Annotated in this window: 21 protein-coding genes; 9 read left to right on the top strand and 12 right to left on the bottom strand. The window is 68.2% G+C overall.

The window, feature by feature from the left end; all coding sequences use genetic code 11:
- The 5 genes from mctP to G6048_RS24770 form a co-directional block, all read right to left on the bottom strand.
- On the bottom strand, nucleotides 1-1,620 hold a 1,620-nt coding region (mctP, locus tag G6048_RS24790), incomplete at its 3' end, for a monocarboxylate uptake permease MctP (RefSeq protein WP_165341794.1).
- On the bottom strand, nucleotides 1,617-1,916 hold the full coding sequence (locus G6048_RS24785; RefSeq protein ID WP_165341793.1) for a DUF3311 domain-containing protein: 300 nt from the start codon (nucleotides 1,914-1,916) through the stop codon (nucleotides 1,617-1,619). The genes mctP and G6048_RS24785, both read right to left, overlap by 4 nt.
- Nucleotides 1,917-2,043: 127 nt before the next feature.
- Complete coding sequence (locus G6048_RS24780) at nucleotides 2,044-2,244, bottom strand: CstA-like transporter-associated (seleno)protein (protein ID WP_206342088.1); 201 nt, start codon at nucleotides 2,242-2,244, stop codon at nucleotides 2,044-2,046.
- A complete protein-coding gene (locus G6048_RS24775) occupies nucleotides 2,216-4,354 on the bottom strand; it encodes a carbon starvation CstA family protein (protein ID WP_165341792.1) in 2,139 nt (712 codons plus the stop codon). Before G6048_RS24775 ends, G6048_RS24780 begins: the two co-directional genes overlap by 29 nt.
- Before the next feature lie 101 nt (nucleotides 4,355-4,455).
- A complete protein-coding gene (locus G6048_RS24770) occupies nucleotides 4,456-5,220 on the bottom strand; it encodes a GntR family transcriptional regulator (protein ID WP_165341799.1) in 765 nt (254 codons plus the stop codon).
- A gap of 344 nt (nucleotides 5,221-5,564) precedes the next feature.
- Between G6048_RS24770 and G6048_RS24765 the strand changes: the two genes are divergently transcribed.
- The 6 genes from G6048_RS24765 to G6048_RS24740 all read left to right on the top strand — a co-directional run bounded on the left by G6048_RS24765 (nucleotide 5,565) and on the right by G6048_RS24740 (nucleotide 11,277).
- Nucleotides 5,565-6,866 (top strand): sugar ABC transporter substrate-binding protein, encoded by a 1,302-nt coding sequence (locus G6048_RS24765; protein WP_165341791.1) that lies wholly within the window; start codon nucleotides 5,565-5,567, stop codon nucleotides 6,864-6,866.
- Nucleotides 6,867-6,952: 86 nt separating this feature from the next.
- Nucleotides 6,953-7,948 carry a carbohydrate ABC transporter permease gene (locus G6048_RS24760; RefSeq protein ID WP_328826873.1) on the top strand — a complete coding sequence of 332 codons (996 nt, stop codon included), beginning with the start codon at nucleotides 6,953-6,955 and terminating at the stop codon, nucleotides 7,946-7,948.
- The gene (locus G6048_RS24755) at nucleotides 7,945-8,859 is read left to right on the top strand and encodes a carbohydrate ABC transporter permease (RefSeq protein ID WP_165341789.1); all 915 of its coding nucleotides are present in this window, start codon (nucleotides 7,945-7,947) and stop codon (nucleotides 8,857-8,859) included. The genes G6048_RS24760 and G6048_RS24755 overlap by 4 nt, the downstream gene beginning before the upstream one ends.
- A gap of 8 nt (nucleotides 8,860-8,867) precedes the next feature.
- Nucleotides 8,868-10,421 carry a glycoside hydrolase family 3 protein gene (locus G6048_RS24750; RefSeq protein WP_165341788.1) on the top strand — a complete coding sequence of 518 codons (1,554 nt, stop codon included), beginning with the start codon at nucleotides 8,868-8,870 and terminating at the stop codon, nucleotides 10,419-10,421.
- A 65-nt stretch (nucleotides 10,422-10,486) separates the two neighbouring features.
- Nucleotides 10,487-10,735, top strand: a complete 249-nt coding sequence (locus tag G6048_RS24745; protein WP_059416565.1) for a helix-turn-helix transcriptional regulator — start codon at nucleotides 10,487-10,489, stop codon at nucleotides 10,733-10,735.
- The gene (locus G6048_RS24740) at nucleotides 10,732-11,277 is read left to right on the top strand and encodes a hypothetical protein (RefSeq protein WP_165341787.1); all 546 of its coding nucleotides are present in this window, start codon (nucleotides 10,732-10,734) and stop codon (nucleotides 11,275-11,277) included. The genes G6048_RS24745 and G6048_RS24740 overlap by 4 nt, the downstream gene beginning before the upstream one ends.
- Here G6048_RS24740 and nagB read toward each other — a convergent pair.
- Nucleotides 11,274-12,059, bottom strand: coding sequence for a glucosamine-6-phosphate deaminase (nagB, locus tag G6048_RS24735; RefSeq protein ID WP_165341786.1), 786 nt, complete (start codon nucleotides 12,057-12,059; stop codon nucleotides 11,274-11,276). The genes G6048_RS24740 and nagB overlap by 4 nt on opposite strands.
- 556 nt (nucleotides 12,060-12,615) lie before the next feature.
- On the opposite strand from nagB, the gene G6048_RS24730 reads away from it, so the two are divergent.
- Nucleotides 12,616-14,076: a sensor histidine kinase gene (locus G6048_RS24730; protein ID WP_165341798.1), complete on the top strand. Its 1,461-nt coding sequence runs from the start codon at nucleotides 12,616-12,618 to the stop codon at nucleotides 14,074-14,076.
- 207 nt (nucleotides 14,077-14,283) lie between these two features.
- Here G6048_RS24730 and G6048_RS24725 read toward each other — a convergent pair whose 3' ends face one another.
- Both G6048_RS24725 and G6048_RS24720 read right to left on the bottom strand, forming a co-directional pair.
- Nucleotides 14,284-14,541: a WhiB family transcriptional regulator gene (locus G6048_RS24725; RefSeq protein ID WP_016639615.1), complete on the bottom strand. Its 258-nt coding sequence runs from the start codon at nucleotides 14,539-14,541 to the stop codon at nucleotides 14,284-14,286.
- A 317-nt stretch (nucleotides 14,542-14,858) separates the two neighbouring features.
- Complete coding sequence (locus G6048_RS24720; protein ID WP_165341785.1) at nucleotides 14,859-15,827, bottom strand: diacylglycerol/lipid kinase family protein; 969 nt, start codon at nucleotides 15,825-15,827, stop codon at nucleotides 14,859-14,861.
- A gap of 91 nt (nucleotides 15,828-15,918) precedes the next feature.
- On the opposite strand from G6048_RS24720, the gene G6048_RS24715 reads away from it, so the two are divergent.
- A complete protein-coding gene (locus G6048_RS24715) occupies nucleotides 15,919-16,377 on the top strand; it encodes a hypothetical protein (protein ID WP_165341784.1) in 459 nt (152 codons plus the stop codon).
- 57 nt (nucleotides 16,378-16,434) lie between these two features.
- Here G6048_RS24715 and G6048_RS24710 read toward each other — a convergent pair whose 3' ends face one another.
- The 3 genes from G6048_RS24710 to G6048_RS24700 form a co-directional block, all read right to left on the bottom strand.
- The gene (locus G6048_RS24710) at nucleotides 16,435-17,544 is read right to left on the bottom strand and encodes an RNA polymerase sigma factor SigF (protein WP_165341783.1); all 1,110 of its coding nucleotides are present in this window, start codon (nucleotides 17,542-17,544) and stop codon (nucleotides 16,435-16,437) included.
- Entirely contained in the window at nucleotides 17,541-17,954 is a 414-nt protein-coding gene (locus G6048_RS24705) for an ATP-binding protein (protein WP_033320057.1), read from the bottom strand. The genes G6048_RS24710 and G6048_RS24705 overlap by 4 nt, the downstream gene beginning before the upstream one ends.
- A gap of 253 nt (nucleotides 17,955-18,207) precedes the next feature.
- A complete protein-coding gene (locus tag G6048_RS24700) occupies nucleotides 18,208-18,468 on the bottom strand; it encodes a UBP-type zinc finger domain-containing protein (protein ID WP_165341782.1) in 261 nt (86 codons plus the stop codon).
- Nucleotides 18,469-18,547: 79 nt separating this feature from the next.
- On the opposite strand from G6048_RS24700, the gene G6048_RS24695 reads away from it, so the two are divergent.
- Nucleotides 18,548-20,146 (top strand): Na+/H+ antiporter, encoded by a 1,599-nt coding sequence (locus tag G6048_RS24695; RefSeq protein WP_165341781.1) that lies wholly within the window; start codon nucleotides 18,548-18,550, stop codon nucleotides 20,144-20,146.
- A 19-nt stretch (nucleotides 20,147-20,165) separates the two neighbouring features.
- Here the strand turns inward: G6048_RS24695 and G6048_RS24690 are convergent, their stop codons facing one another.
- Nucleotides 20,166-20,951: an IclR family transcriptional regulator gene (locus G6048_RS24690; RefSeq protein ID WP_165341780.1), complete on the bottom strand. Its 786-nt coding sequence runs from the start codon at nucleotides 20,949-20,951 to the stop codon at nucleotides 20,166-20,168.
- Nucleotides 20,952-21,053: the final 102 nt, after the last annotated feature.

The following is a 21,053-nucleotide window of genomic DNA, read 5'->3' as shown; positions in this document are numbered from 1 at the left end:
CGCCCCCGCCGTAGCCGGCGGCAACTCCACCTGCACCCCCGCATCCCCCGCATCCGCCGTGTAGTCCCCCGCCGACGTCTCGTCGATACCGTCAGGCGCCTTCGCCGCGCGCAGCACGAAGGTCAGGACCACCGTCACCACCACGTTCAGGACGAACGCCGTCAGCCCGATGTACCCCATCTCCCCGAGCCCCGGAATCTCCGCGTTGGAGCCGCCGAAATGCTTCTGGGTCGGCGAGGCGACCCCGTACGCGGCCACCGTGCCGTACACCATGCCGACCGCCCAGCCCGCGAGCAGCGCCCAGCGGTGGAACCAGCGGGTGAACAGGCCGCCTACCAGGGCGGGGAAGGTCTGGAGGATCCAGATGCCGCCCAGGAGCTGGAAGTTGATCGCGACCGTCTTGTCCATGGTCAGGACGAAGGCCAGCGCGCCCACCTTCACAAGCAGCGAGACGAGCTTGGAGACCTTGGTCTCCTGAGCCGCGGTCGCGTCGGGCTTGATGAAGTCCTTGTAGATGTTGCGGGTGAAGAGGTTCGCCGCCGCGATGGACATGATCGCCGCCGGTACGAGCGCGCCGATGCCGATCGCCGCGAAGGCGACACCCGCGAACCAGTCGGGGAACATGTTCTCGAAGAGCTGAGGGATCGCCAGCTGACCGTTCTCCACCTTGATTCCGGCCGCGATCGCCATGAAGCCCAGCAGCGCGAGCAGGCCCAGCATCAGGGAGTACAGCGGCAGGATCGTGGTGTTGCGGCGGATCACCTCACGGCTGCGCGAGGACAGCGTCGCCGTGATCGAGTGCGGGTACATGAACAGCGCGAGCGCGGAGCCCAACGCCAGCGTGGCGTACGTCCATTGGCCCGCCTCGGCCGGGACCAGCGCACCGCGCGGTGCCCCTGTCGCCTCGTTGGTCTGGCTGTACGCGTTGCTGGCCGCGGCGAAGATGTCGTCGAAGCCGCCCAGCTTGATCGGGATGTAGATGATGGCCACCGCGATCACGATGTAGATCAGGGTGTCCTTCACGAACGCGATGAGGGCCGGGGCGCGAAGACCGGACGAGTACGTGTATGCGGCCAGCACGCCGAAGGCGATGAGCAGCGGCAGGTCCTTGATGAACCAGTTCGTGTTCTCGCCGCCGCCGACGCCCATCACGTCAAGGACCGCCTGGATGCCGACCAGTTGGAGCGCGATGTACGGCATCGTGGCGAGGATGCCGGTCACGGCCACCGCCAGCGACAGGCTCTTCGAGCCGAACCGCCCGCGCACGAAGTCCGAGGTCGTCACATACCCGTGCTTGTGCGACACCGACCACAGCCGCGGCAGGAAGGTGAAGATCAGGGGGTAGATGAGGATCGTGTACGGCACGGCGAAGAAGCCGGCCGCGCCCGCCGCGTAGATCGCCGCCGGGACCGCCACGAAGGTGTACGCCGTGTAGAGGTCGCCGCCGAGCAGGAACCAGGTGACCCAGGTGCCGAACGACCGTCCGCCCAGGCCCCATTCGTCGAGGCTGTTCTCGTTCTCGGCCCTGCGCCAGCGCGAGGCCAGGAAGCCCATGACCGTGACGGCCAGGAAGAAGAAGATGAAGACGGCGAGTGCGACGCCGTTCACGCCGTCCTTCATGCCGACGCACCCCCGTTCTGGGAGGCCTCGGACCGGGCGGCCTTGCGGGCGCGCTGGTCACGCTGCCACAGCTGGTACGCGGTCATCGTGAGCGCCGTGGAGATGACCACCCAGGCCATCTGGTACCAGTAGAAGAACGGGATGCCGATGAACGTGGGGTCCGTCTTGGCGTACGAGCCCACCCAGAGCATCGCCACGAACGGCGCGAACAGGCAGAGGCCGATCACCACACGGACCGGCGTCACCACCGGTGGCTTCACTTCAGACGCTCTTGGCGCATCGGACGTTTCTGACATATGGCGACTCCGTCCCCTCGCTGATCACCTTGCAATGCGCAGGAAATCTAAGGGACAGTTCCGCCTCATGGAACCCCCGTCCGGAATACGGAAGTAGATGTGCGCATTCCGTGGCGACCGCGTGTGATCAGCAACAACGGAACCCCTGCCGGGGATCCGACTCCTGCCGCTCAGTACGCTCCCGCTCGAACTCGCGACGGGACGGCAGGAGTGCGTCCGGATGTGCCGTACGGACATGGGTGGCGTAACGGTCGTACGCGGACTCGTCGGTCAACTCCCGTACGTACCACCGCACCGACCTAAGAACCCGGAGCAGCCCCGACAGCATCACGTTCCTCCTCCTTCTCCTGCCGGGTCGGGATCAGCCCGGCCGGGGCGACGATCTTCGACTCCACGTACGGTGCCTCGCTGAGCGTGGAGAGCGCGGGGCGGCGTACATGCCTGATGCATACCCTGGCCGCGTCCACGATCACGATCACTATGAGCAGTGCGAGGACCGCCGAAAGGACGCCGTCCACGGTGGAGTTGGTGACGACGGTACGCATGTCGTCCATGGTTTTGGCCGGCGTGAGCACCTCACCCCGGTCGATCGCGTCCTGGTAAACCGAGCGCTGCTTGAAGAAGCCGACGCGCGGATCGCTGGAGAACACCTTCTGCCAGCTCGCCGTCAGCGTCACCGTGGCATCCCAGGCCAGCGGAATCCCGGTGACCCAGGCCCACTTGAGGCGCCCGGACTTCACCAGCAGCGTCGTACAGACGGCCAGGGCGACCGCCGCGAGCAGCTGGTTGGAGATGCCGAAGATCGGGAACAGCTGGTTGATGCCGCCGAGCGGTTCATGGACGCCCACCCACAGGAAGTAGCCCCACAGACCGCAGACGATGCCGCTGGTGATGACGAGCCCGGGCTTCCAGCTCACGTTCTTGAAGGGCTTGTAGACGTTGCCCAGGGTGTCCTGGAGCATGAAGCGGCCCACGCGAGTGCCCGCGTCGAGCGCGGTCAGGATGAACAGCGCCTCGAACATGATCGCGAAGTGGTACCAGAACGCGCGCAGGCTGTCCCCGGTGATCTGGGAGAAGATGTCCGAGATACCGATCGCGAGGGTGGGAGCGCCGCCGGTCCGCGACAGCAGGGACGCCTCCTCGACGTTCCGTGCCGCCGCCGCAAGGTCCTCCGGGGATATCTGGTAGCCCCAACTCCCCACCACCTGCGAGGCGTTCTGCACCGAGTCCCCGATGACACCGGCGGGCGCGTTCATCGCGAAGTACAGACCCGGGTCGATGATCGACGCCGCGATCAGCGCCATGACCGCGACCGAGGACTCCATGAGCATGGAGCCGTAGCCGATCATCCGGACCTGCGTCTCCTTCTGGATCATCTTCGGCGTCGTACCGGAGGAGATGAGGGAGTGGAAGCCGGACAGCGCCCCGCAGGCGATGGTGATGAAGACGAACGGGAAGAGCGAACCCGCGAAGACCGGACCGTCGCCGCGGGAGGCGAAGTCCGTGACCGCGTCCATCTTCAGCGTCGGCAGGGCGACGACGACGCCGAGCGCGAGCAGGAAGATGGTGCCGATCTTCATGAACGTGGAGAGGTAGTCGCGCGGTGCAAGCAGCATCCACACGGGCAGGATCGAGGCGATGAAGCCGTACGCCACCAGCCAGATCACCAGCGTCGAGGGTGCCAGCGTGAACGCGTCGGCCCACGACGACTCCGCGACCCACCGGCCGGAGACCAGCGCGAGCAGCAGCAGCGCGATGCCGATCAGCGAGACCTCGGTGACCCGCCCTGGCCGCAGCACCCGCAGGTAGAAGCCCATCAGCAGGGCGATCGGGATCGTCATCGCGATGGAGAAGGTGCCCCAGGGCGACTCGGCAAGGGCGTTGACGATGACCAGGGCCAGTACGCCGAGCAGGATGATCATGATGGCGAAGGCGGCGAGCAGGGCGGCCGCGCCGCCGAACGGGCCGATCTCCTCGCGCGCCATCTGCCCGAGCGACCTGCCGTCGCGGCGCGTCGAGAAGAACAGCACCACCATGTCCTGCACGGCGCCCGCGAAGATCACGCCGGCGACGATCCAGATGGTGCCGGGCAAGTAGCCCATCTGCGCGGCCAGTACGGGCCCCACCAGCGGGCCCGCGCCGGCGATCGCCGCGAAGTGATGGCCGAGCAGCACGCGCCGGTCGGTCGGATGGAAGTCGATGCCGTTGTTGAGCCGCTCCGCGGGCGTGGCCCGGGTCTTGTCGACCTTGAGGACCTTGTTCGCGATGAACTTCGAGTAGAAGCGATAGGCGATGGCGTACGAGCCGAGAGCCGCCGCCACCATCCAGGCGGCCGACACCTCCTCGCCCCGCGAGAGCGCCAGTACGGCCCAGCCCGTCGCGCCCACCAGCGCGACGAGCGCCCAGATGACGATGGATCGAGTCTTCGCGGTGCGCACCGGGTGGTCCTCCCGTCCATGCGGCGACGGGGGGACCGTAAAGCAGGAACAGCGGTTGCGCTACACCGCCTGCAGCACTACTCCTGACGCTGCTTCAGCCGCTACTCCTGAGGCCGCTTCAGTCGCGCCACGAACTTGTACCGGTCCCCTCGGTACACCGACCGCACCCACTCCACCGGCTGCCCGTCCTTGTCCAGCGAATGCCGCGACAGCATCAGCATGGGCAGGCCCACGTCCGTGCCGAGCAGGCCGGCCTCGCGCGGGGTGGCCAGGGAGGTCTCGATGGTCTCCTCGGCTTCGGCGAGATGGACGTCGTACACCTCGGCCAACGCCGTATACAGCGACGTGTACTTGACGAGTGACCTGCGCAGCGCCGGGAAGCGCTTCGCGGACAGATGTGTCGTCTCGATCGCCATCGGCTCGCCGTTGGCCATGCGCAGCCGCTCGATGCGCAGCACGCGGCCGCCCGCCGAGATGTCGAGCAGCTCGGCGAGGGTGTCGTCGGCGGTGATGTAGCCGATGTCCAGGAGCTGTGAGGTGGGTTCGAGGCCCTGGGCCCTCATATCCTCGGTGTACGAGGTGAGTTGGAGTGCCTGGGAGACCTTCGGCTTGGCGACGAACGTGCCCTTGCCCTGGATGCGTTCGAGCCGCCCCTCGACGACGAGTTCCTGGAGTGCCTGGCGGACGGTGGTGCGCGAGGTGTCGAACTCCGCGGCGAGGGTGCGCTCGGGCGGTACGGACGTTCCGGGCGGCAGCGTCTCCGTCATGTCGAGCAGGTGCTTCTTGAGGCGGTAGTACTTGGGCACACGCGCGGTACGGATGGGGGACCCACCCTCGTTCTCCGCACTGCTGACGTCGGTGCTCATCCTCTGCCTTCCCGGCTCCTTGGTGCCGATGCGGCCGACGTACGCGTCGGCACGGCTCACATCGTGGCACGGTCTGTCGTGCGAGTGTCCTCCCGCACGCTCCGTGATCTCCCCTATATATCGTTCACCCTTACCTCTGGTCTAGTCCACCACATTGAAGTGGTCCACCTGGGGCCAGTGAGCCCACCTGCTCTTTTTGCCACTTTCCTGCTTAAAGGTTCTTGAATATGTAGTTCTCGTAACGGACGTCCGGACGGGCCTGTTCGCCGTTGACACCCCTCTAGGTCTAGGCCAACCTTCGGCTACTGGTCTACACCACTGGTGGCCAGGCGAGGAGGGGTGACATGAAGCGCAAGCTCATCGCGGCCGTCGGTGTCGCGGGCATGATGGTCTCCATCGCGGCGTGCGGAGGCGGCGGCAGCGAGGCGGCCGAGGATCCGAAGGACCGCAAGGGCGAGTTGACGGTCTGGCTGATGGTGGACGCCCAGACGAGCTGGCCGGAGCTGGTCAAGCAGGCCAATGCCGAGTTCAGCGAGAAGTACCCGGGCGTCAAGGTCAACGTCCAGTACCAGCAGTGGGGCGACAAGACCAAGAAGCTCGACGCCGCCCTGTCCGGCGACAAGTTCCCCGATGTGGTCGAGCTCGGCAACACCGAGACCATGACGTACATCCTCAACGGGGCCCTCGGCGAAATCGACGAGAAGAAGTACGACAACTCCGACACCTGGATCGACGGCCTGAAGGACACCTGCTCCTACGAGGGCAAGATGTACTGCGTGCCCTACTACGCCGGTGCGCGTGTGGCCATCTACAACAAGGACATGTTCAAGGCCGCCACCGGCAAGGCCACCCTCCCCGAGACCGAGGCCGACCTGACCGAGGCGCTCGGCCAACTCGAGGCCGAGTACGGCAAGAAGGACAAGGCGTTCTCCCCGCTCTACCTGCCGGGCCGCTACTGGTACGCCGCCATGTCGTACGTCGCCGCCTACGGCGGCCAGATCGCCGAGTACGACGAGGGCGGCAAGAAGTGGAAGGCCACGCTCTCCTCGCCCGAGGCGCAGAAGGGCATCCAGCACTACGTCGACCTGGTCAAGAAGTACAACAACGGCGACCAGACCAAGGACGAGCAGGACCACGCCAACGTCATGGCCAACCAGAAGACGGCCCTGATCTACGGCAACGGCTGGGAGTCCGGCAGCGTCATCGACCCGGCGGCCAACGGCAACCCCAAGCTCAAGGACAAGATCCTCACCGCCGGCATGCCCGGACCGAACGGCAAGGCGCTGCCCAGCTTCATCGGCGGCTCCGACCTGGCCACCGTCTCCAAGTCCGAGAACCAGGACCTGGCGCAGGACTGGATCTCGATCTTCACCAGCGAGAAGTCGGAGGCGGCGCTCGCCGAGAAGGACATCCTGCCGAACAACACCAAGCAGCTGGAACCGCTGAAGACCAAGCCGGAGACGGCTCCGATCGCGAACGCCGTGCCGGATGCCTGGTTCACGCCCATCGCGCCGGGCTGGGCCGCGGTCGAGAAGAAGGAAACGCTCGAGCTGATGCTGCTCGACATCCTCAAGGGCACGTCGGTCGCGGAGGCCACCAAGGCCGCCGACGCGGAGATCGACGAGCTGATCAACGAGGTCTCCTGACGCCTTGATCCGTCGGGGACGGCGGGCCAACCCCGGGCCCGCTGTCCCCGCACCCCGGTTACCGGTTCGAACGGAAGGCCAGCACAGTGAGTGCCGCCGAAATGAAAGCATTCGCCCCTCCGGTGTCCGTCCCTCCGCAGCCCGCGCACCGCGACACCCCGCCGGCGGCGGCCCGGAGAGCGCCGAGGAAGCGGGCGGGCGCCTATCTGCCGTACGCCCTGATAGCCCCGACGGTCGTGGCGATCGCCGCGGTGTTCGTCTGGCCGCTCGTCAAGACGGTGATCATGTCCTTCCAGGACGTGGGGCGCCGGGAGTTGTGGACGGGCCAGGCGGCCGAGTGGGTCGGCTTCGAGCAGTTCACCAACATCCTCGGCGACGGCGAGTTCTGGGACGTCGTCTGGCGCACGGTGCTGTTCATGGTCGCCTGCGTCGTCACGACCATGGGTGTGGGGCTGCTCCTCGCCCAGGCCATGCAGCGCATGAGTACGTGGATCCGGCTCGCCCTGACCGCGGCGCTGGTCGCCGCGTGGGCCATGCCGCTGCTCGTGGCGACTTCGATCTTCCGCTGGTTCGCCGACTCCGACTACGGCGTCGTCAACATGGTGCTGACGAAGTATCTGGGGCTCGACTTCCGCGGCCACAACTGGTGGCTCGACTCCAAGCAGGGCTTCCTGATCATCGCCGCCGTCGTCATCTGGGGCGCCATCCCGTTCGTCACCATCACCCTCTACGCCGCCCTCACCCAGGTGCCCAGGGAACTGGAGGAGGCGGCAGCGCTGGACGGGGCGGGCGCGTTGGGTGTGTTCCGCTACGTCACCTGGCCCGTCATCAAGCCGGTCTTCCAGATGGTCGCCACGCTCTCGGTGATCTGGGACTTCAACGTCTTCGGCCAGGTCTTCCTGATGCGCGGCAACGAACCGGAGCCCGAGTACAGCCTCCTGGGCATCTACTCGTTCGAGAAGGCCTTCGAGTCCAACTCCTTCAGCCAGGGCGCGGCCATCGCGCTCATCACGGTGCTGCTGCTCTCCGGCGTGGCCGTGTACTACCTGCGCCAACTGCTCAAGATCGGAGAGGTCGAGTGAGCGCCACGACGTCCACGCGCCCGGGGCGGCTTTCCCGCCCGGGATCGCCCGCCCGCGCCGGGCTTCGTTCGGCACCGCGTCCGGACCGCAAGAAGAAGAGCCGGCACGTCTACAACCTCGTCGGCCTCGTCGCCCTGGTCGTGATGGCCTTCCCGGTCTACTGGTTGGTGGTCAGCGCGCTGCGGCCCAACCACGAGATCCGCAGCTACGACCAGACCCTGTGGCCGTCCTCGATCACCTTCGACAACTTCAAGCGGGCCATCGACCAGCCCAACTTCGGTACGGCGATCCAGTCCAGCCTGATCATCTGCGTCACCGCCGTGGTCGGGGCGATGCTGCTGTCGACGATCGCCGCCTTCGCGATCGGACGGTTCCACTTCACCGGCCGCAAGGCGTTCATGATCACGCTTCTGGTGATCCAGCTGCTGCCGCCGACCGCGATGCTCATCCCCATCTACATCCAGCTCAACGGCCTGGGCGCGCTCAACGAGTACTGGGGCGTCATCGTCATCTACCTGGTCTCCGCGCTGCCCTTCGCCACCTGGATGATCCGCGGCTTCGTCATCAACATCCCCAAGGAGCTCGAGGAGTCGGCGATGGTCGACGGCTGCAGCCGGATGGGCGCCTTCTGGCGCGTCATCTTCCCCCTGCTCGCTCCGGGCCTCGCCGCGGCCTCGATCTTCTCGCTCATCAACGCGTGGAACGAGTACCTGCTGGCCTACGTGGTGCTCCAGGACAACGACAAGTACACGCTGAACGTGTGGCTGATGAACTTCACCACCTCCCGTGGCGTCGACTACGGCGCGCTGATGGCCGCCTCGACACTCATCGCCCTCCCGGTGGTCGTCTTCTTCATGCTCGTCCAGAAGAAGATGGCCTCGGGGCTTACTTCCGGCGCCGTGAAGGGATAACGCCACCGATGACGACACTCACCGATGGAACCTCCACTCTGACCCGCGACGCCCTGGCCGTCCTCCAGCCCGGCTTCACGGGCACGACTGCCCCCGACTGGCTGCTCCGCCGCCTGGGCGAGGGCCTCGCCTCCGTCGGCCTCTTCGGCCGGAACATCGCCTCGCCCGACCAACTCGCCTCCCTGACCGCCCAGTTGCGCGCCGAGCGCGACGACGTCCTGGTCGCCATCGACGAGGAGGGCGGTGACGTCACGCGCCTGGAGGTGCGTACGGGATCGTCGTTCCCGGGCAACCACGCGCTGGGCGCGGTGGACGACGTCGCGCTGACCCGGGAGGTCGCCGCCGAACTCGGCCGCCGCCTTGCCGCCTGCGGCGTCAACCTCAACTGGGCCCCGTCCGCCGACATCAACTCCGACCCCGGCAACCCGGTCATCGGCGTACGCTCCTTCGGCGCCGACGCCTCCCTGGTCGCACGGCACACGGCCGCGTACGTCTCCGGCCTCCAGTCCGCCGGAGTCGCCGCCTGCGCCAAGCACTTCCCGGGCCACGGCGACACGGCGGTCGACTCGCACCACGCGCTGCCGCGCATCGACGCGGAGTTGGCGACCGTGCACGACCGCGAACTGGCCCCGTTCCGCGCGGCCATCAAGGCGGGCACACGCGCGGTGATGACCGCGCACATCCTGGTCCCGGCCCTGGACCCGGACCGCCCCGCGACCCTCTCGCCCCGCATCCTGACCGGGCTGCTGCGCAAGGAACTGGGCTACGACGGCCTCATCGTCACCGACGGCATGGAAATGCGCGCCATCTCCGGCACGTACGGCATCGAACGGGGCAGCGTCCTCGCGATCGCCGCCGGCGCCGACGCCATCTGTGTGGGCGGGGGGCTCGCGGACGACGAGACGGTACTGCGGCTGCGGGACGCGCTGGTCTCGGCGGTACGCGCCGGCGAACTGCCGGAGGAACGGCTCGCGGATGCGGCGGCGCGAGTGCGAGCACTGGCGGCCTGGACGGCTGCGTCGGGGAAGCCGGGACCTGGGCGGGGAGCGGCTTCGGCGGCGGGCTCGCCTTCGGGGCCGGGAGCCCTGCCGACCGGGCACTCCGAGAGTGCCCCCCGTGTCGACGTCGGCCTGATCGCGGCGCGGCGTGCGCTGACCGTGACGCGTGCGGAGCACTTCACTCCGGTCACCGAGGCGCCGTACGTCGCCGCCTTCACCCCCGTCGCCAACTTCGCCGTCGGCGACGAGACCCCGTGGGGCGTCGCCGCCGAACTCCAGCGGATGCTGCCGGGTACGGAGACGGGGAGCTTCGCGGGGGAGCGGGCCGGAAGCGAGGCGCTCGCGGCCGCGGGAGGCCGGCGGATCGTCGCCGTCGTCCGCGACGCCCACCGCCACGCCTGGATGGCCGCCGCCCTGGACACCGTCCTCGCCGGCCGCCCCGACACGATCGTGGTCGAGATGGGCGTACCCCAGTCCCCACCGCTGGGTGCCCTGCACATCGCCACGCACGGGGCGGCCCGCGTCTGCGGCCGAGCGGCGGCGGAGATCATCGCCGGTTTGTAGGCGGGTGCACGGCGAGTCCTCGCAGCGGGTTGTAAGGCTGCCTTCGAATGTAGTATTTCTTATACATGAGCGAGCAGGTGCACAACAGGCTGGCCATGGTGCGTGCCGAACGGAAGGTGTCGCGCCAGAGCCTGGCCGAGGCAGTGGGAGCCCACTACCAGACCATCGGCTACATCGAGCGAGGGCAGTACAACCCGAGCCTCGACCTGGCACTGAAGATCTCGAAGTTCTTCAATCTGCCGGTCGAGGCCCTGTTCTCCCTCGAACCGTTCCGGCCGCTCACGGACGAGGTCTACGGGAGGAACCAGCCATGACTACGACACGCCTGACCCGCTACGACCGGAGCATGCTGCGGCTCATGAACGACCGCCGCGGCCAGGCCTTGTACTCCACGGCGGCACGCCGACGTCTGACCGTCGCCGTGCACATCGCGCTCACCGTGGCCATCGGCGGACTGATGACCCACTTCTTCCTCGCCAAGGGCGAGCCGCTGTGGCCCGCCGTCGCGATGGTGGTGCTGCTGCTTCCCTGGATGGTCGCGACCGGGATCATCAACGGTGCCACCCGGGGCCTGCTGGAGCTGCGCGAACACGTACTGGACGAGCGGCAGTCGGCGGAACGCAGCCGCGTCGTGACCCGGGCCCACCGCATGACGACCCTGCTCCTGGCCGCGGCGGCGACCGCCCTGCTGATCACGGGCGGTGTCGACGGCGACGCCCCGAAGGCCTACGCCGCACCCCTCCTCATCGCCGTCCTCGTCGTCCACTGGATCATGCCGCTGTGGGTGGCCGGCCTATGGGCCCAGGACGAGCCGGCCGACGTGGAGACCCCGGAGGCGGGGGCACTCGGCCACTAGATGCCCTGCCAGTCCGGCTTGTTGGCGTACGTGTGCCGGAAGTAGTCCGCCAGCTTCAGCTCCGACGCGGCGGCCTCGTCGACCACGACGGTCGCATGCGGGTGGAGCTGGAGCGCGGACGCGGGACACACCGCGGCCACCGGCCCCTCGACCGTCGCCGCGACCGCCTCCGCCTTGCCCTCACCGGTGGCCAGCAGCACCAGGTGCCGGGCGTCCAGAATGGTGCCGATGCCCTGCGTGATGACGTGATGCGGAACCTGCTCGATGTCCCCGTCGAAGAACCGCGCGTTATCGATCCGGGTCTGCTCGGTCAGCGTCTTGATCCGCGTACGCGAGGCGAGCGACGAGCAGGGCTCGTTGAAGCCGATGTGCCCGTCGGTGCCTATGCCGAGCAACTGGAGATCGACGCCGCCCGCGTCTTCGAGCGCCTTGTCGTACGCCTCGCACGCCGCCCGTACGTCCGACGCCGTCCCGTCCGGCCCCATGAAGGCCTTGGCTTCCAGCCCGAGCGGCTCCAGCACCTGCTGCCGCAGCACGGAACGGTACGACTCCGGATGCTCGGCCGGCAGCCCCACGTACTCGTCGAGCTGCGCGATCCGGGCCCGCGACACATCCACGGCCCCGGCGCTCACCTTCGCCGCCAGCGCCTCGTAAATGGGCAACGGCGTCGACCCGGTGGCCACCCCGAGCAGGGCGTCGGGCTTGCGCCTGAGCAGCTCCGCCATGGCCTCGGCGATGAGCTCGCCACCCGCCGCGGCGTCAGGAACGATGACAACTTCCACGCTGGGCCTGCCGTTCTGAAGGATCTGAAGGAGATCTGGGAGAGGGGACTCAACGACGTCTGTGGTTTAGACCAATCTAGCAGAACCGCAATCTGCTCCCACTCCTGAGCCGTCCGGGGTTAGGGTGCGTGGTGGATAGTGCGCGCGAGGTTGTTGGATAAAGGCACAGCAATAAACATCCGCCAACGCGTAGACATGGCGGAGTGGTCTAGTCCACAATTGCAGAGACAAAGCTTGAAAGCGCAACGGAACGATCAAGCAGTCTGACCGACCAAGCCTCCGTCTTCCCCGCACAGGAAGGCGGACCGAGGAACCGGGGCTCTCTGCCCTGACTGCGCCGGCTCCTCATCCTTCGGCCGACCGGGACCGCACACCCCACGGCCGTTGCTGCTCCGGGCTGCGGTGCCGGGAGGGTTGAGGGTCCCTCTCAGGCGCCGCGGCCCGCGGGTGCTGCATCATTCCGGGGGACGACCCCCGGACCCCCAGCCGTTTGCTCGCCGAGCCATGTTTTCGGGCCATGTCCGAGTGCCCAGGTACGCTCGCACTCGTGCCCTCCATGAACGACCTCGTCCGCCAGCACACCGCCCTCGGTGACTCCGATCTCGAGTGGCTCCACCTGCTGGTCTCGGAGTGGCAGCTTCTCTCCGACCTCTCCTTCGCCGATCTAGTCCTGTGGGTCCCCACCCGCGACGGCACCCGGTACGTCTCGGTCGCCCAGATGCGCCCCAACACCGGCCCCACCTCGTACCAGGACGACATGGTCGGCCACCTCGTCCCCCGCGGCCGCCGCCCCATGCTGGACGCCGCCCACGACGAGGGCCGGATCGTGCGCGAGGGCGACCCGGAGTGGCGCGAGGAGGTCCCCGTACGGGTCGAGTCCATCCCCGTACGCAGGGAGGGCCGCGTCCTGGGCGTCATCGCCCGCAACACCAACCTGCTCACCGTGCGCACCCCTTCACGGCTCGAGCTCACCTATCTCCAGAGCGCGTCCGACCTCGCCCAGATGATCGCGGCGGGCTCCTTCCCCTTCCCGGACCAGCAGGTCGACATGGACGCCTCGCCCCGGGTGGGCGACGGCCTGATCCGGCTCGACGCGGACGGCGTCGTCCAGTACGCCTCGCCGAACGCGCTGTCCGCGTACCACCGCCTCGGTCTCGCCGCCGACCTCGTCGGCCACCATCTCGGCAAGACCACCGCCGAACTCGCCCCGTCCCGCGGCCCGGTGGACGAGGCCCTGGCCAAGGTCGCCAGTGGCTGGGCCCCCCGTGAGTTCGAGATCGAGAGCGACGACGGTGTGATCCAGCTCCGCGCGATCCCGCTCAAACCCAAGGGCACGCGGGTCGGTTCACTCGTACTCCTGCGGGATGTCACCGAACTCCGGCGCCGCGAGCGCGAGTTGATCACCAAGGACGCGACCATCCGGGAGATCCACCACCGGGTGAAGAACAACCTCCAGACCGTCGCGGCCCTGCTGCGGCTCCAGGCCCGCCGCATCGACTCCGACAAGGGCCGCGAGGCCCTCGAAGAGGCGGTACGACGCGTCGGTTCGATCGCGATCGTGCACGAGACGCTCTCTCAGAACCTGGACGAGCGCGTGGAGTTCGACGAGATCGCCGACCGCGTCCTCGCCATGGTGGCCGAGATCTCGCCGGGCAAGGTCACGGGTCGGCGCACCGGCCGCTTCGGCATCCTCGACGCCGAGGTCGCGACCCCGCTCTCCATGGTCCTCACGGAGGTCCTGCAGAACGCCCTGGAACACGGCTTCCGCGAAGGCGACCGCGGCACGGTCGAGGTCTCGGCGGTCCGCGGCGGCACCACCAAACAGACCCGCCTCCTGGTCACCGTCCAGGACGACGGCATAGGCCTCCCCCCAGGCTTCGACCCCCAGCGCTCCGGCAACCTCGGCCTACAGATCGTAAGAACCCTGGTGGAAGGCGAGTTGGGCGGAACGTTCGACATGGTCCCGGCCCCCGACGGAGGCACGCGAGTAATCCTGGACATTCCGGTGGGGCACTAGCCGGACTTACCGAAGTCCGGTGCGTTACCCCGAACCGAGCCTCCCAACGGAGCCCAAACACAGCAATGAGCCTTGGATCACTCAGTGATCCAAGGCTCATTGCTCATGCGCTTGCGCATCGGCGGGTACTGCGCGCTGCGGCTCGGGGGCGGGAGATGCGTACTCGCCGTACGCGCCGCCAAGCTCAGGCTGTTGCGGGGCGGGTTGTCAGGCGGAGGCCTGACGGGCCCGGTTGCGGGCGGCGCGGCGCTTCATGGCGCGGCGCTCGTCCTCGCTGAGACCACCCCAGACGCCGGAGTCCTGGCCGGACTCGAGCGCCCACTGCAGGCACTGCTCCATGACGGGGCAGCGGCGGCAGACGGCCTTGGCTTCCTCGATCTGCAGCAGCGCAGGACCGGTGTTGCCGATGGGGAAGAAGAGCTCGGGGTCTTCCTCGCGGCAAACGGCGTTGTGACGCCAGTCCATGGCTGCTACCTCTCCTTGGTATTACATGCGGGTTGCTTGTGAATGTGAACGCTTTCACGAATCCCTCAACAAGTGAAGGGCCGACTGCCAGACGGACTGGCGTCGTCCTTGAAGTGAGGAGGGGTTCTGGCTCTCTGTGGGGCCGATTCTGCGGGCCGCCCCGAGCGCCACGTAGAGACTCGCAAACCTCAGCGGCGGATACAACCCCTTCTGGAAAGTTTTTTTTGATTCCTCGGTGTCGACTAGGTCACAGCCGTACTTCCATGGGGTGGATCCTGGTCTAAACGTTCGAGTGAAAGGACTTTAGCCTCTTCTGCTCACACAATCACACGCAGTGCACGGCGAACGCCTGTGAACGTCACGCTCGTACGCAGCCCTAGATGGTCGCCGTCCATCTGAAGGGGGAGTGGCACCTTCGAATGCAAGGTGAAGTCCGTCAGGTCGTGCAGGGAGAGGGCGTGCTTTCCATGGGGGCCCCGCTCGGGGGACGAAGTGAGCAACTGCGTGGCATATCGGGCGACGGCCGCCGTGGACATCCGACTGAGACCGAGTACGTCGAGGCCGGTTTCGAACGAGGCTTTAGGTGACGCATACACCGGGCGATTGCCGAGATACGTCCAAGGCGAGGTATTGCAGACGATCGACATCACCAGGTCCGACACAGGATCCTCACCGGAACGCTCCAGGGTGATCATGCCGTGCCGGCGATGGGGCTCGTCCAGGAACTGGCGCATCGCCTGGCGCAGATAAAGGGCGTGCGTGGAGCGCCTGCCGCGCTCACGCTGCTGCTCGACCCGCCCTATCACGCCCGCGTCGAAGCCGAAGCCCGCGCAGAACGTGAACCAGCGGGACGGAACCGCCTCGTCCTCCGTGCCCGGAGTGCCGGCCGCGATACCGAGGCCGACCGTGCGTTCCGTGCCGTCGCGCAGCGCGTCGAGCAGGGCGCCGGTGGCTTCCACTGGCTCGTTGGGCAGGCCCAGGGCGCGGGCGAAGACGTTGGTGGAGCCGCCGGGGACCACGGCGAGGCGGGGCAGACGGTCTGGATCGGGGCCCTGGTGCAGCAGGCCGTTCACGACCTCGTTGACCGTGCCGTCGCCGCCGAGGGCGACGACCAGCTCTATGTCCTTGCTCTCCGCCGCCTGCCGGCCGAGGTCCTTGGCGTGCCCGCGGTACTCCGTGGTGACCGCCTCGAGTTTCATCTCGCTCGCCAGGGCGTGGATCAAGACGTCACGCGTGCGTGCGCTGGTGGTAGTAGCTGCCGGATTGACCACGAGAAGTGCACGCATGCGATGCAGCGTACCTACCTGGTGGTACCCGGCCCATACCGAGGGGGGATCAGGCAGTCGGGGGAGGAGGGCCGAGGGCTACCCTTCAGGAGTGAGCTCTGCGAAGACCCCTACCCCGGACGCACCGGACGCACCCGAGACGGGCCCCCGCCCCGGACGGCTGACCGCCGCGGCGGCGCTGGCCGCCCTTGAAGGGCTCGCGCTGGTCGCGGCCGGGGTCTACATCCTGGTGATGGGGCTGGCCGGCGATCCGGACGACCGGCAGCAGGCCGTCACCGGCGGGGTCACGCTGGTCGTGCTCGCGTTGCTGCCGCTGCTGGCCGCGCGCGGGCTGCTCAGGCAGCGCAGCTGGAGCCGGGGTCCCGCGATCATCACGCAGATCATGGCGCTGCCGGTGGCCTGGACACTTCTCCAGGCCGACAGCATGGCCATCCCGGGCGGCATCGCCCTGGCCGTCGTCGCGGTCGCCGCGCTGGTGCTCCTGCTGAACCCGGAGACGACCCGGGCCCTCGGGATCCGCGGACCCGGGAACGTGCAGGACCAGAAGTAACCGGCGCATTCAGCCTCGTACGAGATCAGGCCCGTACAACCGCCCTTACTGGGACGCCTACTCCTCGACGAGCAGCTTCTCCCGCAGTTGGGCCAGCGTCCGGGCCAGGAGGCGGGAGACGTGCATCTGGGAGATGCCGACTTCCTGGGCGATCTGCGACTGGGTCATGTTGGCGAAGAAGCGCAGCAGCAGGATCCGCTTTTCGCGCGGCGGGAGATCCTCCAGGAGCGGCTTCAGGGACTCGCGGTACTCGACGCCCTCCAGTGCCTCGTCTTCGGAGCCCAGCGTGTCCGCGACCGCAGGGGACTCGTCGTCCGTGTCGGGGACATCCAGGGAGAGCGTGGAGTACGCGTTGGCCGACTCCAGGCCCTCCAGGACCTCCTCCTCCGAGATGGCCAGTTTCTCGGCCAGCTCATGCACGGTGGGGGAGCGGCCGTGCTGCTGCGAGAGCTCCGCGGTGGCCGTGGTGAGCGACAGGCGCAGCTCCTGGAGCCGGCGCGGGACGCGCACCGCCCAGCCCTTGTCGCGGAAGTGCCGCTTGATCTCACCGACGACCGTCGGCGTCGCGTACGTGGAGAACTCGACGCCGCGCTCCGGGTCGAAGCGGTCGACCGACTTGATCAGGCCGATGGTGGCGACCTGCGTGAGGTCGTCCAGCGGCTCGCCGCGGTTGCGGAAGCGGCGCGCGAGATGCTCGACGAGCGGGAGATGCATCCGGACCAGCTGGTTGCGCAGCTCCGCGTACTCCGGGCTGCCGTCCGGCAGTTTGCGCAGCTCGACGAACTTGGCCCGCGCTCCGCTGCGGTTGTGGGGGTCGTGCTGTACGTGTTGTACGCCCGTGGCGCCCTCGGCGCCGCCGCCCGAGTTTCGCTCGTGCTGCTCGTGCTGCTCGTGCTGCTCGCTCATAGTCCCGCCCGTCACCCGCAGCCGCCCTTCCGGGGGCGCTCCCCCAGACTCCGTCCCGGGAGATCCCCCTGGAACCCCGATCAGAGGCGCCCCGGCCGCCGAGGAGTCGTCCTCCGGGTGCGGCCGGGCCTGCTGCTCGGGGATGCCGTCGGCACCCTCCGCCGCCATGCGCCGGGGCCCGCTCAGGGCGCCGGCGCCCTCAGCGGGAAGTTCTCGTGTGCCGCGCTCTTCGTCCCGCACCGGCCCATCCCCGTTCCTCACGCCGGCCCGGGTCCCGCGCCGCGCTGTTTGTAGAGGCTGATCGAAACGGTCTTGTCGTCGGCGACCGAGGAGGACACCTTGCCCGCGAGGGCCGACAGCACGGTCCAGGCGAACGTGTCCCGCGAAGGGGCGTGGCCGTCGGTGGTCGGGGCCGAGACCGTCACCTCCAGCGAGTCGTCGATCAGGCGGAAGACACAGCTGAGCACCGAGCCGGGCACGGCCTGCTGCAGCAGGATCGCGCAGGCCTCGTCGACCGCGATGCGCAGGTCCTCGATCTCGTCGAGGGTGAAGTCCAAACGCGCCGCGAGTCCGGCCGTGGCCGTACGCAGCACCGACAGGTAGGCACCCGCAGCCGGCAGCCGGACTTCCACGAAGTCCTGGGTCGCGGGCTCGCCTGCGATCTGGGACACCCTCACCTCCAAGGTGGTACAAGCTCTGATCGGGGGCCGAGGGTCGCCCCTCGGGGTAACGCGCTACGTGGTTCAGCGGTGACGCTACCGCGCTCTCAGGTTTTCTGTCCCCGGGACCCCAACCCCGTTGTTGTCACTCATAGTAAACATAGTTATACGCACAGTGGCTAGGGGTCTGCGGGCCCAATTGGGAAGAGCGTGCGCCGGGTTGACGTACCCAGGCGTCAGACCGTCGAATCTTACCGATCCGGGGTCACACGATGACGTGGTCGACGAAGCACCATCGCCAGCTCTCACCGGGCTCGAGTGAGCGCATCATCGGGTGTCCCGTCTCTTTGTGGTGCTCCGTCGCGTGCCGCATCGGCGACGTGTCGCAGCAGCCTACGTGACCGCAGTCCAGGCACAGCCGGAGCTGCACCGGGTGCGTGCCCGCGGCACGGCACTCGAGGCAGGTCTCGCTGAGCGGTCCGGGTTCCGGACGCGGCAGCGAAGCGGTGTGCGTGCACTGTTTCATGATTGCCAGGTTACGACGGGCGCGGAGAAAACAGCTCAAGGGCGAAAACAGCTCAAGAACGAAGGCGGGCCGAAAACCGATGCATGTGATGCCCCTGCTGCTGCTGATCGCGGGCTGTGCCGCGGTGGCCGGTGTGGCCCGCCGCACCCCGGTCCCCCCGCCGCTGCTGCTCGTCACGGTGGGCCTGGCCGTCTCGTACCTCCCATGGGTGCCCGAGTACACCCTCGACCCCGAAGTGGTGCTGCCGCTGCTGCTGCCCCCGCTGCTGTACACGGCGGCAACGGACAGCTCGTATCTCGATCTTCGGGCGCAGATACGGCCCGTGGCGCTGCTGTCGGTGGGGTACGTCCTGTTCGCGACGCTCGTCGTCGGCTGGGCCGCGTATCTGATCGTGCCGGACCTGCCGCTCACCGCGGCCCTGGTGCTCGGCGCGGTGGTGGCGCCGCCGGACGCGGTGGCGGCGACGGCGGTGGCCCGCCGGGTCGGGCTGCCCGCGCGGCTCACCACGATCCTCCAGGGCGAGTCCCTGGTGAACGACGCGACCGCGATCACCGCGTTCAAGGTGGCCCTCGCCGCCGCCGTCGGGGAGGGCGCGACCTGGGCGGGCGGCATCGGTGAGTTCCTGGTCGCGGCGCTCGGCGGCATCGGGATAGGGCTTCTGTTGATGGTGCCGATCCACTGGCTGCGTACTCACCTGAAGGAGGCGCTGCTGCAGAACAGTCTCTCCTTGCTGATCCCCTTCTTCGCTTACGCCGTCGCCGAGCAGGTGCATGCTTCCGGAGTGCTCGCCGTGGTCGTCGTCGCCCTCTATCTCGGGCACCGCTCCTGGCAGGTCGATTTCGCCACCCGGCTCCAGGAGGAGGCGGTGTGGAAGATGGTGGCGTTCATCCTGGAGTCGGCGGTCTTCGCGTTGATCGGTCTGCAGCTGCCGATCGTTCTGCAGGGGCTCGGGGAGTACGAGGGTGCCAGTGCCGTCTGGTACGCGGTGGCCCTCTTCCTGGTGGTCGTCGCGGCACGTTTCGTGTGGGTGTATCCCGCGACGTTCCTGCCGCGCATGCTGTCCCGCCGGATCCGGGAGCGCGAGCCCGACCCCACCTGGAGGGGGCCGTTCGTCGTCGGCTGGGCCGGGATGCGGGGTGTCGTCTCGCTCGCCATCGCGTTCTCGATCCCGCTGACGATGCACGGCGGCGAGGACTTCCCCGGCCGGAATCTCATCCTCTTCCTGACCTTCACGACGGTCATCGGGACCCTGGTCGTGCAGGGGCTGACGCTGCCCCCGCTGATCAAGTTGCTGAAGCTGCCCGGACGTGACGCACAGGCGGAGACGCTCGCGGAGGCGAACGCCCAGGCTCAGGCCTCCCGGGTCGCCGAGCAGCGCCTGGACGAGCTCCTCGAGGACGAGCGCAACGTCCTGCCGCCCCCGCTCGCCGAGCGCCTCCGCTCGGTCCTGGAGCGGCGCCGCAACGCCGTGTGGGAGCGGCTCGGCTCGGTGAACCCCGTGACCGGGGAGAGCGTGGACGACACGTACCGCCGCCTGTCGCGCGAGATGATCGGCGCCGAGCGGGAGGTGTTCGTGAAGCTGCGCGACGGTCGATTCATCGACGACGAGATGCTGCGGACGCTGCTGCGACGGCTGGATCTGGAGGAGGCGGCTGCCTACCGGGAGTCAGCGACCTGAGGGAGCCCTCGGGTGCCGGTCAGCGGATGCCCTCCGCTCGCAGCCGGGCCGCCAGGCGCCGGGTGTGCTCCTGGAGGACCGTGGCGACCTTGGCCGTCGCCTCGGCGGTTTCGGCGTCGGCGAGGGGCATGGAGCAGCTGATCGCGTCGGTGGCCGGGATGCGGTAGGGGACGGTGACGCTGACGCAGCCGATGCCCCGGGTGTTCTGCTCGTGTTCGACGGCGTACCCGCGCTCCCGGGTCTCCCGCAGTTCGCGGGCGAAGGTGTCCCGGTCGGTGACCGTGCGTTCGGTGAGGGCGGTGAGGGGGCCCGACGGCAGCAGGGTGTCCGCCTCGGCCGCCGTCAGTTCGGCGAGCAGGGCCTTGCCGAGGGCTGTGGCGTACGCGGGGAGGCGGCGGCCCACGCGTGAAGTGGCCCGGTGCGGTTCGGTGGTCTCGCGGGTCGCGAGGTAGAGGACGTGGGAGCCGTCCAGCCGGGCGTAGTGCACGGTGTAGCCGGTGTCCTCGCGGATCTCCTCCAGGGTGTGGACGGCGTACGGCAACGCCTGGTCGGCATCGAGGTACGAGGTGCCGACGAGCAGCGCCCTGCTGGCCAGCCGGACCGACGTACCGTCGGCGGACGGCTCGACCCAGTGCATCGCGATCATCGTGTGCAGCAGCTGGTGCAGGCTCGAGCGCGGAAAGCCGGTGCGCCGGTGCAGCTCGGTGACGGGGATGAGCCCCTTCGCGTCGGCCAGCACCTCCAGGACCACCAGGGCTCGTTGCGCCGACTTCACCATCCTCGGCTCCTCCGCGACGGCGGACATGTGCGCTCCTCCCGAGATGTGCGGCCAGTGGTGACGGCTGAATTGGCGGCTGATTGGCGGCTGATACGGAACCGTACATTCCTTGACACGTGGCCGAAACCA

The sequence above is a fragment of the Streptomyces ureilyticus genome (genome assembly GCF_011045025.1).
GTDB lineage: Bacteria > Actinomycetota > Actinomycetes > Streptomycetales > Streptomycetaceae > Streptomyces > Streptomyces ureilyticus.
Note: the sequence above shows the minus strand (reverse complement) of the source record. Positions and strands in the feature narration are given on the sequence as shown.

Coding starts and splice junctions, on each gene's coding strand:
- G6048_RS24730 (WP_165341798.1), top strand. CDS start 12,616: ATGAACGACCTCGTCCGCCAGCACACCGCCCTCGGTGACTCCGATCTC.
- G6048_RS24770 (WP_165341799.1), bottom strand. CDS start 5,220: ATGAGCACCGACGTCAGCAGTGCGGAGAACGAGGGTGGGTCCCCCATC.
- G6048_RS24780 (WP_206342088.1), bottom strand. CDS start 2,244: ATGCTGTCGGGGCTGCTCCGGGTTCTTAGGTCGGTGCGGTGGTACGTA.
- G6048_RS24750 (WP_165341788.1), top strand. CDS start 8,868: ATGACGACACTCACCGATGGAACCTCCACTCTGACCCGCGACGCCCTG.
- G6048_RS24695 (WP_165341781.1), top strand. CDS start 18,548: ATGCATGTGATGCCCCTGCTGCTGCTGATCGCGGGCTGTGCCGCGGTG.
- G6048_RS24745 (WP_059416565.1), top strand. CDS start 10,487: ATGAGCGAGCAGGTGCACAACAGGCTGGCCATGGTGCGTGCCGAACGG.
- G6048_RS24690 (WP_165341780.1), bottom strand. CDS start 20,951: ATGTCCGCCGTCGCGGAGGAGCCGAGGATGGTGAAGTCGGCGCAACGA.
- G6048_RS24720 (WP_165341785.1), bottom strand. CDS start 15,827: ATGCGTGCACTTCTCGTGGTCAATCCGGCAGCTACTACCACCAGCGCA.
- G6048_RS24700 (WP_165341782.1), bottom strand. CDS start 18,468: ATGAAACAGTGCACGCACACCGCTTCGCTGCCGCGTCCGGAACCCGGA.
- G6048_RS24785 (WP_165341793.1), bottom strand. CDS start 1,916: ATGTCAGAAACGTCCGATGCGCCAAGAGCGTCTGAAGTGAAGCCACCG.
- G6048_RS24740 (WP_165341787.1), top strand. CDS start 10,732: ATGACTACGACACGCCTGACCCGCTACGACCGGAGCATGCTGCGGCTC.
- G6048_RS24725 (WP_016639615.1), bottom strand. CDS start 14,541: ATGGACTGGCGTCACAACGCCGTTTGCCGCGAGGAAGACCCCGAGCTC.
- G6048_RS24765 (WP_165341791.1), top strand. CDS start 5,565: ATGAAGCGCAAGCTCATCGCGGCCGTCGGTGTCGCGGGCATGATGGTC.